Origin of the sequence: Candidatus Erwinia haradaeae (assembly GCF_900698995.1) — a bacterium.
Classification (GTDB): domain Bacteria; phylum Pseudomonadota; class Gammaproteobacteria; order Enterobacterales; family Enterobacteriaceae; genus Erwinia_E; species Erwinia_E haradaeae_C.
The window spans coordinates 991,331-1,008,898 of the sequence record NZ_LR217735.1; the positions used below are offsets into that span (position 1 = coordinate 991,331).

The 17,568-nt window shown below is 36.2% G+C and carries 10 protein-coding genes, 2 tRNA genes and 3 rRNA genes; 4 read left to right on the forward strand and 11 right to left on the reverse strand.

Annotation, left to right across the window (positions count from 1 at the left end; translation table 11 throughout):
* The first annotated feature begins 552 nt into the window (after window positions 1–552).
* Window positions 553–1,038, forward strand: a complete 486-nt coding sequence (gene ptsN / locus ERCISPPA3004_RS03150) for a PTS IIA-like nitrogen regulatory protein PtsN (protein WP_157990626.1) — start codon at window positions 553–555, stop codon at window positions 1,036–1,038.
* 490 nt (window positions 1,039–1,528) lie between these two features.
* Here ptsN and zapA read toward each other — a convergent pair whose 3' ends face one another.
* Entirely contained in the window at window positions 1,529–1,840 is a 312-nt protein-coding gene (gene zapA, locus ERCISPPA3004_RS03155) for a cell division protein ZapA (protein WP_157990627.1), read from the reverse strand.
* 1,223 nt (window positions 1,841–3,063) lie between these two features.
* On the opposite strand from zapA, the gene pepP reads away from it, so the two are divergent.
* Genes pepP through ERCISPPA3004_RS03170 form a run of 3 tightly spaced genes read left to right on the forward strand, consistent with a single transcriptional unit; the run spans window position 3,064 to window position 6,782 of the window.
* Window positions 3,064–4,380 (forward strand): Xaa-Pro aminopeptidase, encoded by a 1,317-nt coding sequence (gene pepP, locus ERCISPPA3004_RS03160; RefSeq protein ID WP_157990710.1) that lies wholly within the window; start codon window positions 3,064–3,066, stop codon window positions 4,378–4,380.
* Window positions 4,377–5,555: a 2-octaprenyl-6-methoxyphenyl hydroxylase gene (gene ubiH / locus ERCISPPA3004_RS03165; RefSeq protein ID WP_157990628.1), complete on the forward strand. Its 1,179-nt coding sequence runs from the start codon at window positions 4,377–4,379 to the stop codon at window positions 5,553–5,555. Before pepP ends, ubiH begins: the two co-directional genes overlap by 4 nt.
* Window positions 5,556–5,564: 9 nt before the next feature.
* Window positions 5,565–6,782, forward strand: coding sequence for an FAD-dependent monooxygenase (locus ERCISPPA3004_RS03170; RefSeq protein ID WP_157990629.1), 1,218 nt, complete (start codon window positions 5,565–5,567; stop codon window positions 6,780–6,782).
* 78 nt (window positions 6,783–6,860) lie between these two features.
* Here the strand turns inward: ERCISPPA3004_RS03170 and rrf are convergent.
* The 10 genes from rrf to truA all read right to left on the reverse strand — a co-directional run bounded on the left by rrf (window position 6,861) and on the right by truA (window position 17,530).
* Window positions 6,861–6,976 (reverse strand): 5S ribosomal RNA (rrf, locus tag ERCISPPA3004_RS03175).
* A gap of 108 nt (window positions 6,977–7,084) precedes the next feature.
* Window positions 7,085–10,022 (reverse strand): 23S ribosomal RNA (locus tag ERCISPPA3004_RS03180).
* A gap of 175 nt (window positions 10,023–10,197) precedes the next feature.
* Window positions 10,198–10,273, reverse strand: a tRNA-Ala gene (locus tag ERCISPPA3004_RS03185).
* Window positions 10,274–10,401: 128 nt separating this feature from the next.
* Window positions 10,402–10,478 (reverse strand) — tRNA-Ile (locus ERCISPPA3004_RS03190).
* Between the two features lie 76 nt (window positions 10,479–10,554).
* Window positions 10,555–12,096: ribosomal RNA gene (locus ERCISPPA3004_RS03195) — 16S ribosomal RNA — on the reverse strand.
* The 16S, 23S and 5S rRNA genes sit together here with 2 tRNA genes alongside, the layout of an rRNA operon.
* Window positions 12,097–12,748: 652 nt before the next feature.
* On the reverse strand, window positions 12,749–14,395 hold the full coding sequence (gene groL, locus ERCISPPA3004_RS03200) for a chaperonin GroEL (RefSeq protein WP_157990630.1): 1,647 nt from the start codon (window positions 14,393–14,395) through the stop codon (window positions 12,749–12,751).
* A 69-nt stretch (window positions 14,396–14,464) separates the two neighbouring features.
* Window positions 14,465–14,758, reverse strand: a complete 294-nt coding sequence (locus tag ERCISPPA3004_RS03205; protein ID WP_157990631.1) for a co-chaperone GroES — start codon at window positions 14,756–14,758, stop codon at window positions 14,465–14,467.
* A 439-nt stretch (window positions 14,759–15,197) separates the two neighbouring features.
* Window positions 15,198–15,737 (reverse strand): YggT family protein, encoded by a 540-nt coding sequence (locus ERCISPPA3004_RS03210; protein WP_157990632.1) that lies wholly within the window; start codon window positions 15,735–15,737, stop codon window positions 15,198–15,200.
* A 54-nt stretch (window positions 15,738–15,791) separates the two neighbouring features.
* Window positions 15,792–16,475 (reverse strand): YggS family pyridoxal phosphate-dependent enzyme, encoded by a 684-nt coding sequence (locus ERCISPPA3004_RS03215; protein WP_157990633.1) that lies wholly within the window; start codon window positions 16,473–16,475, stop codon window positions 15,792–15,794.
* Between the two features lie 242 nt (window positions 16,476–16,717).
* Complete coding sequence (truA, locus tag ERCISPPA3004_RS03220) at window positions 16,718–17,530, reverse strand: tRNA pseudouridine(38-40) synthase TruA (protein WP_157990634.1); 813 nt, start codon at window positions 17,528–17,530, stop codon at window positions 16,718–16,720.
* Between the last annotated feature and the right edge of the window lie 38 nt (window positions 17,531–17,568).

Below are 17,568 nucleotides of genomic sequence, written 5' to 3' on the forward strand. Positions count from 1 at the left end.
TCATATTATCAGCGATAATTATAATAGCTATTGTACATAATAAAGTAGCAATATTTTTAGATATAAATAGAAATAATTGAAGTTAATATTTAGATATTTATATCTACTTTTTCTATGAGCATATTAAAAATAAAATCAATATTATTTTTTTAATATATAATTTTAAAAATCATATCATATAACAGACTTAGAATATAAGAAATGTATAATAATAATACTATTCACCTCACAATTTTTAAATTATTTATATTTATAATATTTTACAACACTTTAATAGAATGCAATCAGAAAATAAAAAATATCTATTATGATGAATATCACATAATTTTTTACTAAAACTTATGAAAAACATATTATTAATTAACTATCAAGTCTCTTAAACTTAGTCATAATTGAGTCACTTGAAATTCAAATATCATAATTTCTAAAAAAATTGCTAAATAAAAAGAGATTATTATTGCATGCATTATATACTCTAATAAAGTATTTGTATTTTTTACTAAAAAAATACAGAATTGTTCGCCTCTTAACAATATATAAGTAAGTAAAGATATGATAAATAATAATTCTCAACTAGAGCTTAGCGGATTACTGAGCATATCATGTACACGTCATGCTGTGTATTGCAACAACAAAAAAGGAGCCTTAAAAATTATTAGTAGGATTGCAGCTAGTCAGCTTAGCCTACCACAAAAAATTATTTTAGACGCAATAGAAACACGTGAGAAAATGGGAAGCACTGGTATCGGCAATGGCATTGCTATTCCGCATGGCACATTAAAAGAAGATACTTTACATACTATCGGTGTTTTTTTGCATCTTGAAAACCCTATAGTTTTCGATGCCATTGATAATCAGCCTGTTGATCTTTTATTTGCTTTATTAGCGCCAACGGATCAATGTAAAACTCACTTATATACGCTCTCTTTAGTAGCGAAGCGATTGGCAAATCAATCTATTTTACGCCGTCTTCGATCCGCACGTAGTGATGAGGATTTATATAGTATTTTTACTAAAGTAAATAATAAAATTGAATAATCATTAAATTATAGTTAGTGTTTTATAAAAATTCTTGATAATATACTACAATGTATTTTTATTTAATTTTTAATTAACAAAAATTCAAAGTTTAAAAGATTCTAATAATTTATTGAGTAAACTAGATTCAGCCTTTTATTGTTAAAAGATTCTGCCTTGGATTCTACAACTATAAAAAACAAATCAAATTTATTACTATATCAAATATCATTTGATTATTTAGCGTTAAAAATTAACCATTAGTTGATAAACTTTTCAATATATTCGATGTACATTAAAAATGATTATTTATACCATAAGCTATAATATTTTTATAAATTATAATCTATCCGCATATATTAAATCATCTTTATATTATATATCGAGCATGAAATAAATTTAGATAAAAATAATATGAATATATTACTTTTTCCCCTATTAGAAGCGGAATATATCAAATCATCTAAAAATAAAATCTACATAAATTCTATTTTATATTTCTAATATTTATTTAATTAGATAATACTTTTTTAGTATTATGTAGTGTTTTTTCTAGAACTGTGTATAATATTTTTATACGTTGCGCCAGATGTTCTTCATTATTGTTGTTTTTAAGTTTTTCCTGAGATAATGCATAACAAAGATTTAACGCAGTGCTAAAAATTAACTGATTAGTATTAGTGATCTTAGTACGATTTTTTAAATCAGTTAACTGTTTTGTTAAATCCTCTACAGCTACACTCAGCGCTTCTCTTTGTTCTAAAGGGCAGTGAACTCGTAATGCATTCCCAAAAATATACAAATCTACCGGTTTCTCAGGCATCTGATTATCCTAATTAACTTCTATATTTCAAGCTAATAGAAATAGTTTACATTATTCATAAAAAAATAATTAACTAAATTAACAATCATACATTGTTAATTTTATGAGTGATTTTTATATCATTTAAGATAATTATATTAGTAATAATAATAAAATTATTAATTTTATATATCTTCTGTTTTGATGATAAAACATGCTTTACAAACTTTAACTCTGAACTGTTCAATGTAAAATAACTACTCTAATTATCTTGTAAATAAAAATAAAAATTTCATCATTAGAACAAGTAATATTAACAATTAGAAAAAATGTAAAGATTATCAATCATTATGCTATAGTATAACATTAAAAGCTAACATTTTTTATGGTAGATATCTTATTAGATTACTTATAATTAAATATCAGAGATGCTTAATTATAAGTAAATAAACACAAGATTATATATAGATTTATGTAAAATCTTGTACACCATGTTCATCTACTTTAACAAAAGTACCATAATATTATACATTGATTCCTCATCAATTATTATATAAACCATGACAGTATCACCAAAAGCGCACATCTGACTATCTATTTACTAATTTTTCAATATAACATCTAATCCTATATACTTATATTATCTTTTAGAATACTCTGATTTTAGAATCACATTTTACAATTCAATATTTTTCTATGACAAACACATCAAGCAAGTAACCTGTTAATTATTTTAATAGTCGTTTTTCTATTTTATATTTTATATTTTAATCAATATGATTTATAATCAATGTGTCTAATCTAAAATCTATAACAATAAAAAATTATTCAATATAGTCTTGATGTAGTAAAAATGGAATTTATTTATTTATTTCTACTTAACTATACTTTAAGCTAAAAGGTGATTATATTCTTAGAATAAGTTATATGTATAACTTTTTTAAAAAAATCTATTTTTCTATTAAAATTGTTATACAGTATATGCATTTCCATCTCAAGCTTTTAATGCTAATACAAAAGATATCAATATTAATATTTTATATTGCATGCAACGTTTTAGTTTTGATTAAAATAATATGATCTGTAATTAATTATAGATGTATTAATTTATATGAAAAAACTGACTATCTTTTTTGTTTTAACTTTCTTATTAAGTAGTTATGTTTAACTAGAACACAATACACAACTTTACTAATATTACACTTCGTTAATCAACTTCCTTTAATATGTCTTCAGAATTCATTATAACTAAAAAAGAATTTTTACATCGTCGTCAAATGCTATTATCCAAAATGGCTCCGTCTAGTGGAGCGTTATTTTTTGCTGCATCAGTAGTTATGAGGAATAAAGATAACACATACCCTTATCGACAAAATAGTAACTTTTTATATTTTACTGGCTTTAATGAACCAGAAGCTGCTTTATTATTAATAAAAAGCACAACTTATCAAAATTATAGTATTCTTTTTAACCGTAGACCCACCTTACAAACAAAGACTTGGTCAGGTCCTTGTCTTGGTCAAGACGCTGCACCTTTTCAATTAGCAGTTGATTATTCTTTTCCATGGGACACTATTCACAATAATATATGCTACTTTCTGAATGGTTTAAACATTATCTATCATGCACAGGGACAGGATAATGCTTCAGATTCTATCGTTTTAGACGCCTTAAATAAACTACAAAACAGTGCACTACAAAATTTTTCTGCACCTAGTGTAATAGCTGACTGGCGACCATGGGTACATGAGCTTCGTTTGATAAAATCTAAAGCAGAACAAAATCTATTGCGAGCAGCGGGGCATATTAGCGCTTTAGGGCATCAGCGTGCTATTTCATGCTTGTCTCCAGGCATGTATGAATACCAATTAGAAGGTGAAATTCAGTATGAATTTAATAGAAACGGCGCGCGATTTACATCGTATAATACAATTATTGGCTCTGGTAAAAACGCCTGTATTTTACACTATAATAATAATGAAAACAAAATTAAATCTGGAGACTTAGTGCTTATAGATGCTGGTTGTGAATTACAAGGCTACGCTGGAGATATTACAAGAACTATTCCAGTAAATGGAATATTTAGTGCTCCTCAACGCGCTATTTATAGTATTGTACTAGATGCGATAAATTTAGGGCTTTCACTATATAAACCCGGCACTACTATTTTTCAAGTTACCAAAAAAGTAACACAAATGATAACAAGACGTCTTGTTCAGCTCAATATCCTGCATGGTAATTTAGAAACTTTAATTGAGGAGAATGCTACCCATCAATTTTTTATGCATAATCTAAGTCATTGGTTAGGTTTAGATGTACATGATGTAGGTAGTTATGGGGAAAACTATAACCGCGTACTAGAACCTGGCATGGTTCTTACAATTGAACCAGGTATCTATATCGCCCCTGACGCGCATGTACCTAAAGAATATCTCGGTATTGGTATTCGTATTGAGGATGATATTCTCATTACAAAGGATGGAAATGAAAACCTAACTATTCTTGCAGAAAAAGACATCGCCAAAATTGAAATTTTAATGATGAATAAAAAAAAATTATGAGTATTATTATCGCGGGAGGAGGAATAGTTGGTATCACATTAGCACTGGCTATTTCTCATGAAACACAAGGCAGGCAATTAGTAAATCTAATAGAAGCATCAGACCTTGATATGCGTTTTTCTTCAGATACTCCTGGGCGTAGTATTGCGCTATCTGAAGCGACTTGCACAACATTATCTGCTTTTAAAATTTGGTCATCTCTTGAACCGATTGCGACTAAAATTACTAATATTCATATCAGTGATCGTGGTTTTCCTGGCTCTATTATTATGAGGGCAACAGATTATAATGTCTCTTCATTAGGACATGTGATAGAATTAAAGAGCGCACTCAGAATATTGTTAATTCTCCTTAAAGATGCCCCTGGTATTTCCATATATTGTCCTAATAAAATTTCCCATATCGAACGTACAAAAGATTTTGTACGTGTTATTCTGGATAATCAAAGAACACTATGTGGCACTTTATTAGTGGCTGCCGATGGAACATCGTCTAATGTTGCTAAAATTTGCGGAATTAAACAATATCATATTCAGTATCCACAAAGAGCAGTTGTAGCTACTATTTCTACACAATTAGAACATAAAGGATGGGCTTTTGAACGATTCACCACTGATGGACCGCTTGCTATGTTACCAATAAAAAATGGATACAGTTCGGTTGTCTGGTGTCAATCAATATCAAACGCAGAAGCAACGTATCGTTTAAGTGATCAAGAATTTCTTATTCAATTACAAAAAACATTTGGTTGGCGTCTAGGACATCTTGAAAATACCGGAAAAAGAAAAATTTATCCATTAAAATTACAAATTGTTGGTCAAAACATATCTCATCGCCTAATTTTAATTGGAAATGCTGCACAAACTTTACATCCTGTTGCTGGACAAGGCTTTAACCTTGGTATTCGTGACGTTATGTCGTTAATAGATACCCTTAAAATTGTTTGGAAAAACAAAAAAGACAAAGGAGATAGTAGATCTCTACAGTACTATCAAAAATTAAGAGAGCGAGATGTACGAACAACTATTGCGATCACTAACGGGTTAATTAATATATTTTCTACAAAAAAAGCACTATTAGTAATTGGGCGCACTGTTGGGATGGCAGTAATAGATCACACACCACAGCTACGAAATATAATTGCTCAGTGGACTTTAGGCTGGTTGAAAAGTTAAGAGAAAATTATGGATCATTATGATATAGTTATTTTTGGAGCTGGCATCGTCGGATTATCAGTAGCTTGTGGTTTGCAAGATCTAGGCCTTCAAGTACTTATCATCGAATCAACTTTACCAAAGACCCCTATAAATACAGAGATTATATCTCCTCATGCAAAACATTTTTCAGTTCTAAATCAAGCAAGTAAATTCTTATTTCAACACTTTGGCATATGGAGTAATATATTAAATATCAATACTAGTACTTTCTATCGTATGGAAATGTGGGAGAGAGATAGTTTTGGAAACATTACTTTTGAGGAGTCCTTAAGGAGAAATCCTGCGCGCTCTCTGGGATATATAATTGAGAACAAAAAGGTACATGATTTTCTATGGCAATATGTAAAAAATTTACATAATATGACAATTATCACCTCAGAAAAAGTCATAAAAGTGTCCCTTAAAGATAAAAAGGCTCTAATTTTCCTTAAAAAAAATACTGTGATTTCCACTAATCTTATAATCGCAGCAGACGGAGCAGACTCATCACTTCGTCAGCATATTAAAATCCCTTTATTATCTTGGAATTATAAACATAATGCACTAATTTCTAATATTCGCACAGAAATACCTCATCAAAAGACAGCTTATCAGATATTCCATAATAATAGTATTCTCGTTTTTCTTCCTCTTATAGACCCTAATTTAGGTGCTATTATCTGGTCTCTTTTACCAGAAAAAGCTGAATATTTAGCAGGTACGTCTGAGGCACTATTTAATCAGCACTTATCAGTTAATTTTGATGTTAAACTTGGACTATGCAACGCAGAAGGTATGCGTCAAGTCTTGCCATTGCAAGGATGTTACACACATAAATTTATTTTTAATCGACTAGTTTTAGTCGGTAACTCCGCACATACCATTTATCCTTTATCAGACCAAGGTTTAAACCTTGGTCTGATGGATGCGGCTGAGCTTATTGGAGAGATTCGCCGCCTTCATCACCAAGGTAAAGATATTGGTCAACATCAGCATTTGCGTCGTTATGAGAGACGACGAAAATATAGTACATTTCAGACATTAATAGGCACCGAAGGTTGTTATAGAATTTTTATAGGTGAAAATTTAAGAAAAAAATTTTTACGTGATAGTTTGCTGACAATAATCAATCAACTACCAAGTATAAAATCTTATCTACTGAAAAATGCACAAGGCATGACCAATATACCAAACTGGCTGCGTTAATCATTTCATTTTTATCTTATTGAGATAATTAAAAAAAAACCACCTATTCTAAAAATAGGTGGTTTTTTTGAATTTGATGCCTAGCAGTTCCCTACTCTCACATGGGGAGACCCCACACTACCATCGGCACTACGGCGTTTCACTTCTGAGTTCGGCATGGGATCAGGTGGGGCCACCGCGCTATGGCCACTAGACAATATTCTTATATTTCCTCTTTAGTTCGTTTATAAAAAACGAACTTTTACGACAAGCTAAATGTATTTAATTATAAATTTCTATATTAAAGACGCTTCTGGTGTTGTAAGGTTAAGCCTCACGGGTCATTAGTATCGGTTAGCTCAACATATTGCTATGCTTACACACCCAACCTATCAACGTCGTAGTCTTCAACGTCCCTTTAGGACTCTTTAAGAGTCTGGGAAAACTCATCTTGAGGCAAGTTTCGCGCTTATATGCTTTCAGCGCTTATCTTTTCCGTACTTAGCTACCGGACAATGCCATTGGCATGACAACCCGAACACCAGCGGTACGTTCACCCCGGTCCTCTCGTACTAGGGGCAACCCCTCTCAATTTTCCAACGCCCACGGCAGATAGGGACCGAACTGTCTCACGACGTTCTAAACCCAGCTCGCGTACCACTTTAAACGGCGAACAACCGTACCCTTGGGACCTGCTTCAGCCCCGGGATGTGATGAGCCGACATCGAGGTGCCAAACACCGCCGTCGATATGAACTCTTGGGCGGTATCAGCCTGTTATCCCCGGAGTACCTTTTATTCGTTGAGCGATGGCCCTTCCATACAGAACCACCGGATCATTATGACCTGCTTTCGCACCTGCTCGAATCGTCACTCTCGCAGTCAAGCCAGCTTATGCCATTGCACTAACCTCACGATATCCGACCGTGATTAGCTGACCTTAGTGCTCCTCCGTTACTCTTTAGGAGGAGACCGCCCCAGTCAAACTACCCACCAGACACTGTCCCCACACCGGTTAACGGTGCCAGGTTAGAACAATAAAACTTAAAGGGTGGTATTTCAAGATTGGCTCCACGATAACTAGCGTTTTCGTTTCATAGCCTCCCACCTATCCTACACATTAAAAATCAGTGTTCAGTGTCAAGCTATAGTAAAGGTTCACGGGGTCTTTCCGTCTTGCCGCGGGTACACTGCATCTTCACAGCGATTTCAATTTCACTGAGTCCCGGGTGGAGACAGCCTAGCCATCATTACGCCATTCGTGCAGGTCGGAACTTACCCGACAAGGAATTTCGCTACCTTAGGACCGTTATAGTTACGGCCGCCGTTTACCGGGGCTTCGATCAAGAGCTTCTCCTTACAGATAACCCCATCAATTAACCTTCCGGCACCGGGCAGGCGTCACACCGTATACGTCCACTTTCGTGTTTGCACAGTGCTGTGTTTTTAATAAACAGTTGCAGCTAGCTGTTTTCTTCGACTGACTTTAGCTCGACGAGCATGTCGTTCTACCTTAATGTCAGCGTGCCTTCTCCCGAAGTTACGGCACCATTTTGCCTAGTTCCTTCACCCGGGTTCTCTCAAGCGCCTAGGTATGCTCTACCTGACCACCTGTGTCGGTTTGGAGTACGATTAACTATAACCTGATGCTTAGAGGCTTTTCCTGGAAGCATGGCATTTGTTACTTCAGCGCCTTAGCGCTTCGTCATTGCACCTCAGTCTTTATGAGTGAAAGGATTTATCTAACACTCGACTTACATACTTAAACCAGGACAACCGACGCCTGGCTAACATAGCCTTCTCCGTCCCCCCTTTGCAGTCATAGTAGTACAGGAATATTAACCTGTTGTCCATCGATTACGCCTTTCGGCCTCACCTTAGGTGTCGACTAACCCTGCCTCGATTAACGTTGGACAGGAACCCTTAGTCTTTCGGCGAGCGGGCATTTCACCCGCTTTATCGTTACTCATGTCAGCATTCGCACTTCTGATATCTCCAACATGCTTCACAGCATGCCTTCAGCGATTTACAGAACGCTCCCCTACCCATCGAATGCATCACTAAAAATGTCTTTTAATACATTTTTAGTGATGCATTCGATGCCGCAGCTTCGGTGCATGGTTTGAGCCCCGTTACATCTTCCGCGCAAGCCGACTCGACCAGTGAGCTTTTACGCTTTCTTTAAATGATGGCTGCTTCTAAGCCAACATCCTGGCTGTCTGAGCCTTCTCACATCGTTTCCCACTTAACCATGACTTTGGGACCTTAGCTGGCGGTCTGGGTTGTTTCCCTCTTCACGACGGACGTTAGCACCCGCCGTGTGTCTCCTGTAATTGCATTCTTCGGTATTCGTAGTTTGCATTGGCTTGGCAAACCGGTATGGCCCCCTGACCAAAACAGAGCTCTACCCCCGAAGATGAGATTACAAGGCGCTACCTAAATAGCTTTCGGGGAGAACCAGCTATCTCCCGGTTTGATTGGCCTTTCACCCCTAACCATAGGTCATCCGCTAATTTTTCAACATTAGTCGGTTCGGTCCTCCAGTTAGTGTTACCTAACCTTCAACCTGCCCGTGGCTAGATCACCGGGTTTCGGGTCTGTATCCTGCAACTTTCGCCCATTTAAGACTCGGTTTCCCTGCGGCTCCCCTATACGGTTAACCTTGCTACAAAATACAAGTCGCTGACCCATTATACAAAAGGTACGCAGTCACATAAAAAATGCTTCTACTGCTTGTACGTACACGGTTTCAGGTTCTTTTCACTCCCCTTATCGGGGTTCTTTTCGCCTTTCCCTCACGGTACTGGTTCACTATCGGTCAGTCAGTAGTATTTAGCCTTAGAGGATGGTCCCCCCATATTCAAACAAGATATCACGTGTCCCGTCCTACTCTTCGAACTCACAATTATCGTATTTTTGCATACGGGACTATCACCCTTTATTGTGCAACTTTCCAGTCACTTCTGCTAATTCGATAACTGATGATGGTTCTGGGCTATTTCCCCATTCGCTCGCCACTACTTAGGGAATCTCAATTGATTTCTTTTCCTCGAGGTACTTAGATGTTTCAGTTCCCCCGGTTCGCTTCATGTTACTATGAATTTATAACATGATGATACAATTTATTGTATCGGGTTTCCCCATTCGGGTATCGTCGGCTATAGCGGTTCATATCACCTTCCCGACGCTTTTCGCAGATTAGCACGCCCTTCATCGCCTCTGACTGCCTAGGCATCCACCGTGTACGCTTTTTCACTTAACCTTACAACCCACAAGCGTCTTACTACTTACTATTAAAATTAATTAATAATTTTCAACTTGTTCCAAATTTTTAAAGAGCACTGTTAATATTAAAACAAAAATATATTGATATATAATCTATACTATTGTAGTAGATAATATATTTTTATGCAACTTATATTTTATAATAAATCACATGGTGGAGTTAAGCGGGATCGAACCGCTGACCCCCTGCGTGCAAAGCAGGCGCTCTCCCAGCTGAGCTATAACCCCATAACAAAATAAATAAAATATAGAATATTTTATTTAATCACATTCTAAAAATTATGCTCAGGCAGTTTTTAATTTCATGATGCATCATAAACTGTTTAGTCTAACCTAACAGTAGAATTCATAAAATTTGGTAGGCCTGAGTGGACTTGAACCACCGACCTCACCCTTATCAGGGGTGCGCTCTAACCGCCTGAGCTACAAGCCTACAAAGATTTTGCTTGTTTATATTCTACTCATCAAAAAATCTGTGTGGACACTTCTCCAGATGCTATCCTTAAGTTTAAGGAGGTGATCCAACCGCAGGTTCCCCTACGGTTACCTTGTTACGACTTCACCCCAGTCATGAACCACAAAGTGGTAAGCGCCCTCTCGAAAGTTAAGCTACCTACTTCTTTTGCAATCCACTCCCATGGTGTGACGGGCGGTGTGTACAAGGCCCGGGAACGTATTCACCGTGGCATTCTAATCCACGATTACTAGCGATTCCGACTTCACGGAGTCGAGTTGCAGACTCCGATCCGGACTACGATGTATTTTATGAGGTCCGCTTGCTCTCGCGAGGTAGCTTCTCTTTGTATACACCATTGTAGCACGTGTGTAGCCCTAACCATAAGGGCCATGATGACTTGACGTCATCCCCACCTTCCTCCAGTTTATCACCGGCAGTCTCCTTTGAGTTCCCGACCGAATCGATGGCAAAAAAGGATAAGGGTTGCGCTCGTTGCGGGACTTAACCCAACATTTCACAACACGAGCTGACGACAGCCATGCAGCACCTGTCTCACGGTTCCCGAAGGCACTTTCATATTTCTATAAAATTCCATGGATGTCAAGGTTAGGTAAGGTTTTTCGCGTTGCATCGAATTAAACCACATGCTCCACCGCTTGTGCGGGCCCCCGTCAATTCATTTGAGTTTTAACCTTGCGGCCGTACTCCCCAGGCGGTCGACTTAACGCGTTAGCTACGGAAGCCACTCCACTCGGGAACAACCTCCAAGTCGACATTGTTTACGGCATGGACTACCAGGGTATCTAATCCTGTTTGCTCCCCACGCTTTCGCACCTGAGCGTCAGTTTTCGTCCAGGGGGACGCCTTCGCCATCGGTATTCCTCCAGATCTCTACGCATTTCACCGCTACACCTAGAATTCTACCCCCCTCTACGAAACTCTAGTCTACCAGTTTCGAATGCAGTTCCCAGGTTAAGCCCGGGGATTTCACATCCGACTTGATAGTCCGCCTGCGTGCCCTTTACGCCCAGTAATTCCGATTAACGCTCGCACCCTCCGTATTACCGCGGCTGCTGGCACGGAGTTAGCCGGTGCTTCTTTTGCGGGTAACGTCAATAATTAAAGTTATTAACTCTATTTATTTCTTTCCCGCTGAAAGTACTTTACAACCCGAAGGCCTTCTTCATACACGCGGCATGGCTGCATCAGGCTTTCGCCCATTGTGCAATATTCCCCACTGCTGCCTCCCGCAGGAGTCTGGACCGTGTCTCAGTTCCAGTGTGGCTGGCCATCCTCTCAGACCAGCTAGGGATCGTCGCCTAGGTGAGCCATTACCTCACCTATAAGCTAATCCCATCTGGGCACATCCGATGGTGTGAGGTCAAATGATCCCCCACTTTGGTCAGAAGACATTATGCGGTATTAGCCACCGTTTCCAGTAGTTATCCCCCTCCATCAGGCAGTTTCCCAGATATTACTCACCCGTTCGCCACTCGTCGTCAAAGAAGCAAGCTTCTTTTCGCTACCGTTCGACTTGCATGTGTTAGGCCTGCCGCCAGCGTTCAATCTGAGCCATGATCAAACTCTTCAATTAAATTCAATTTTAATTACTAAAAAATAAATTCTAGTAATACTTAAGTTTGAACGATATATTAAACAATATAATATAATTAAAATAATATACTATGTATATATATCAAACACTATAAACATAATATAATAGATGATATAAGTAGACATATCATCTAGATACATCTATATATACTAACTAAAATACAATAATAATAGAGTAAATACTAAAAATATTAAAATATTAATCATTAATTACTAATGCTTAACTAATACTAAATATTATATACTATTAGTAGCTCGCTCTTAAGAACGTGATGTATATATCTTAGCACCTTTCGGTGCTGATAGACATCCTTTGAGTGCCCACACAGATTTTCTGATAAATTTTTAAAGAACAATAAAAAATTTTTAATACTTTTAAACTACTTTTAAATACTTCCTGTTAATAAATATTAATATACACCTTTATTTTATCAAGTCAACTGATTTTTTATAAGATTTCATCTTTTTAGAAATAAAAAATCTATTACAATAAATATTAACAATATTACCATTTGTATAGACGATATTATTTTTAATATTTATTGTAATATACGCAATTTATCAAAGCACACTTATTTTATATTATTAACGCCTCCTACCTTTTAGTAGGAGGCAAAATCAAACAAACGACATTACATCATGCCGCCCATACCACCGCCCATACCACCGTTAGTGGCTGAACCAGCATCAGGCGCATCACCTTTAGGTAAATCGGTTACCATACATTCAGTGGTAATCATCAACCCAGCGACAGAAGATGCGTATTGCAACGCAGAACGAGTCACTTTAGTTGGATCCAGAATACCAAATCCAATCATGTCCCCATACTCTTCAGTTTGAGCATTATACCCGTAATTACCTTCACCTAATTTTACAGTGTTAGTCACGACAGAAGCCTCTGCGCCCGCATTAGAAACAATCTGACGCATTGGAGATTCCATTGCACGTAGGGCCACTTTAATTCCTACATTTTGATCCTCATTCTGACCACGCAAGTTTGAAAGTAAGGCAGCGACTCTTACTAAAGCAACACCACCTCCAGCTACTACGCCTTCATCAACTGCAGCACGAGTAGCGTTTAAGGCATCCTCGACACGTGCTTTTTTCTCTTTCATTTCAACTTCAGTTGCTGCACCCACTTTTACTACAGCTACACCACCTGCCAATTTGGCTACACGCTCTTGTAGTTTTTCTCGATCATAATCTGAAGTTGCTTCTTCTATCTGTTGACGAATTTGAGTTACACGACCAGAGATAGCTGATTCTTTACCTCTACCATCAATAATTGTAGTGGTATCTTTAGTAACAACAACACGTTTTGCTTGACCCATATCTTCTACAACTGCTTTTTCTAACTCCATGCCGAGCTCTTCTGAAATAACAGTACCACCAGTCAATACTGCTATATCCTGTAACATTGCTTTGCGACGATCTCCAAATCCTGGCGCTTTAACTGCAGCAACTTTAACAATACCACGCATAGTATTCACAACTAAAGTCGCTAAAGCTTCACCTTCAACATCTTCTGCAATAATTAATAATGACTTTCCAGCTTTAGCCACGGATTCCAATGTTGGTAAAAGTTCACGAATATTAGAAATTTTTTTATCTACAAGTAAAATAAAAGGAGATTCTAACTCTACAGAACCAGTGTCTGGCTTATTAATGAAATAAGGAGATAAATAACCACGATCAAACTGCATGCCTTCAACGACAGCTAGTTCATCTTGCAGACTGGTACCTTCTTCGACACTAATAACACCTTCTTTTCCTACTTTTTCCATTGCTTTAGCAATAAGCTCACCAACAGTTTCGTCAGCATTGGCTGAAATAGTACCTACTTGTGCAATACCTTTATAATCATTGCACGGAACTGATAGTTTTCTTAACTCTTCTACTGCAGCAATAACTGCTTTATCAATACCGCGTTTCAAATCCATTGGATTCATGCTCGCAGCTACTGCCTTAAGACCTTCATTTACAATGGACTGAGCTAATACAGTTGCGGTGGTTGTTCCATCACCAGCAGCTTCGTTAGCCTTGGATGCTACTTCTTTCACCATCTGAGCACCCATATTTTCAAACTTATCTTCAAGCTCTATTTCACGAGCTACAGACACACCGTCTTTAGTAATATTAGGCGCGCCAAAAGACTTATCAAGAATAACATTACGACCTTTTGGCCCTAAAGTTACTTTTACTGCATCAGCTAATATATTAACTCCACGCAACATTTTGACGCGCGCATCATTGCCGAACTTTACATCTTTAGCTGCCATTTGATATTTTCCTTATTACTTATTATATTAATATTCATTAAATATGATAGATATAATGTAATTAATTATTTATGCCTCGACAACTGCTAGAATATCACTTTCTGAAAGAATTAAAACTTCTTCATTATCAATTTTTTCGGTCTTAACGCCATACCCCTCATTAAAGATGACTACATCACTTACTTTTACATCCATAGGTCTTACTTGACCATTTTCTAGAACTCGACCATTACCAACTGCCATTACTTCACCACGAGTTGATTTTCCTGCCGCAGTACCAGTTAATACAATTCCACCGGATGACTTAGATTCAGCTGCTGCGCGCTTAACTATTACACGATCATGTAAAGGGCGAATTTTCATTGTTAGCTCTCCTTTGAGTAACCTTGCCACCTTGTTAGTTTCAGATAAAAGCCAACTATACAATAAATAGTAAGCGACCTCTAATTAATATAGATATGGCTAGATACCCCATCTTTCAAGGGGTAGGTAATATTTTTTTTAATTTAGATCACTGCAGCCATTTAACATAAACATATAAAACATGGTCTGAGATATGTGCTCACATCTGACTTTAATACATAAAAATATATTAACTCATTTATAATATTATAACTGCATGAAAAATCTATGAAGTTATCTATTATTATTGCCACAATAGAATGATAAAAAACTTAACAAACAAATCAGATATTACAATAAAACCAGCCACTATAACTAACATTATATGCAATCATAACGGTGGATGATACAAAAACCACTACTATTTTTAAAAAGATAACATACAACTTCGCTGAGATTTTTAAAAATTAATCCAGCCAGGAATATATTCTGCGCCAAGAAAATTTAGCATATAAAGTATCATCATAACGACCATTATAGAAAAATCGAAACCACTAACAGGTGACATCAGACGACGAATTGGTATCAGCAATGGCTCTGTCAGCTGTATCAATACATAATCAATCGCATTATTGCCATAATTAACCCAACCAGTTAATGATCTTGACATTATCACCCAAAATATTAGTGTCCCGCAAGCTTTAAGTAATATTACTAACCCGAAATAAAAGAAAACAGACTCTAAATGAAATAACTTTAATGTTACTGGCGCTGATATTACACTTATAATATATGCTATAAATAAAGCTATTATATCCCATGATCCACTATATTTAAAAATGCGGCGAAATGGGTCAAGTACAGGTCTGGTCATTTTTATTATTAACTGTGACAGTGGATTATAACAATCACAGTTTACCCACTGCAACCAGATATGCAATAACAAAACCTTAACATATGTTGTTATGATGATGGTTATTAAAAAAATTAATGCTAGCATGAGACTCCTGAAGTTAAATATTTATTAACGTATTTTATACAGAACTAACTTAATTTATTTTTGTACTCGGCTGCCAAAAATTGCAGTACCAATACGCACCATAGTACTACCTGCGATAATCGCAGCTTCCATATCGTTACTCATACCTAAAGATAAAGTATCAACGCTAGTATACACATTCTGTAACTCTTGAAACGCCTCTGACATTTTCTGATAGATTATCAATTGATGGTGATAAGTTTCTTTTAGTGCTGGAATTGCCATTAAACCTCGTAGTTTTAAATATGGCAATTGCGATACCTGTTCCGCTAATGTTGAAAGCTCTTTTAAAGATACACCAAATTTAGTTTGCTCATTATTAATATTAACTTGAATTAGTATATTTAACGGCTTTTGGAAACTTGTACGTTGATAATTAAGTCGATTAGCACAATTCAAAGAATTAACGCTTTGACACCAGTCAAAGTATTGAGCCACTAAACGACTTTTATTAGATTGAACTGAACCAATAAAATGCCACGTCAAACCAGGATTTGCCAAAAATTGAATTTTTTGCACTCCTTCCTGTATGTAGTTTTCACCAAAACAATCTTGACCTGCCGCTATTGCTTGCTTAATATCAGCAGTAGTTTTAGTTTTACTCACTGCTAATATAGTCACCTCTTTTGGATCACGCTGACATCTTTCTGTCGCTAATAAGATGCGCTGACGAATATTTTTTATATTGTTTTCAATCATGAAATGCACAACCAAAAAAATAGAGAAGAATTGAACATTTATTTATTACTTTAAAAAAAATAAAGATTAAATAAGATTAGATACATACATTAAAGACATAAATCAGATCATGTAATACCTGCTTGTGATTTGGTATCACTTCCTTAGAAAAACTCTAAAAAATATTATTTTGTGCTAAATTAATAAAAAATTTTACAGATTCTCTATACATCTTATTTACAAAAATAATTACTTTACATGTGTTATGATAGTAAAGAAATTAAAAAAAAGTCTTCTGCTAAAGACTGAGGAACTTCATAATGAATAGGATAGCGAACTAACATTAAATATAGCCCATGAGAATATGCAGTCCCAGCAGCTAATTGACGATCTTTGTGCAATAAAATATTACTAATCCAATTCTCAGGCTGATGACCGCACCCGACTTCTATTAAACTACCGACGATATTTCTCACCATATGATGAACAAATGAGTTAGCTTGAATATCAATCAGCACATATAAACCACGCCTTGTTACAGTAAGATCTATTACATATCTCTTAGAGCTCTTTGATTGGCATTGACTAGAACGGAATGATGTGAAATCATTTTCACCTAACAAGCACTGTGCCGAACGCTGCATTTTATCCGTGTCTAAGAAATCATTATAATATGCCACGCCGCCAGAAAAAATCGCGGGGCGATGATACGGATGGTTATAAATTATATAACGATAACTACGCGAAATAGCACTGAAACGTGCATGAAACCCATTTGGCATTACTTTTACCCAACACACAACAATATCAGTTGGCAAATAAGAATTAACGCCTCTTATCCAAGATATATTTTTACGTTCAGACGTAGTCTCAAAATGAATAACCTGCCCAATAGCATGAACCCCTGAATCTGTACGTCCTGCACAAACCACATCAATAACGTGATTGGCAACTTTGGATATTGCTCGCTCTAACTCTTCTTGCACACTGCTCGCTTCACGCTGTCGCTGCCACCCGCAATAATGAGTCCCATTATACTCAATACCGAATGCTAATTTTATAATAGAATTTAGCATAATTTTTTATAAAAAATAATAGGTGATTTTATTATTTA

Bases quoted from the DNA above. Each gene is read 5' to 3' on its own strand.
- groL (WP_157990630.1), bottom strand. From the start codon at position 14,395: ATGGCAGCTAAAGATGTAAAGTTCGGCAATGATGCGCGCGTCAAAATG.
- ubiH (WP_157990628.1), top strand. From the start codon at position 4,377: ATGAGTATTATTATCGCGGGAGGAGGAATAGTTGGTATCACATTAGCA.
- ERCISPPA3004_RS03170 (WP_157990629.1), top strand. From the start codon at position 5,565: ATGGATCATTATGATATAGTTATTTTTGGAGCTGGCATCGTCGGATTA.
- ERCISPPA3004_RS03210 (WP_157990632.1), bottom strand. From the start codon at position 15,737: ATGCTAGCATTAATTTTTTTAATAACCATCATCATAACAACATATGTT.
- ERCISPPA3004_RS03205 (WP_157990631.1), bottom strand. From the start codon at position 14,758: ATGAAAATTCGCCCTTTACATGATCGTGTAATAGTTAAGCGCGCAGCA.
- zapA (WP_157990627.1), bottom strand. From the start codon at position 1,840: ATGCCTGAGAAACCGGTAGATTTGTATATTTTTGGGAATGCATTACGA.
- ERCISPPA3004_RS03215 (WP_157990633.1), bottom strand. From the start codon at position 16,475: ATGATTGAAAACAATATAAAAAATATTCGTCAGCGCATCTTATTAGCG.
- ptsN (WP_157990626.1), top strand. From the start codon at position 553: ATGATAAATAATAATTCTCAACTAGAGCTTAGCGGATTACTGAGCATA.
- truA (WP_157990634.1), bottom strand. From the start codon at position 17,530: ATGCTAAATTCTATTATAAAATTAGCATTCGGTATTGAGTATAATGGG.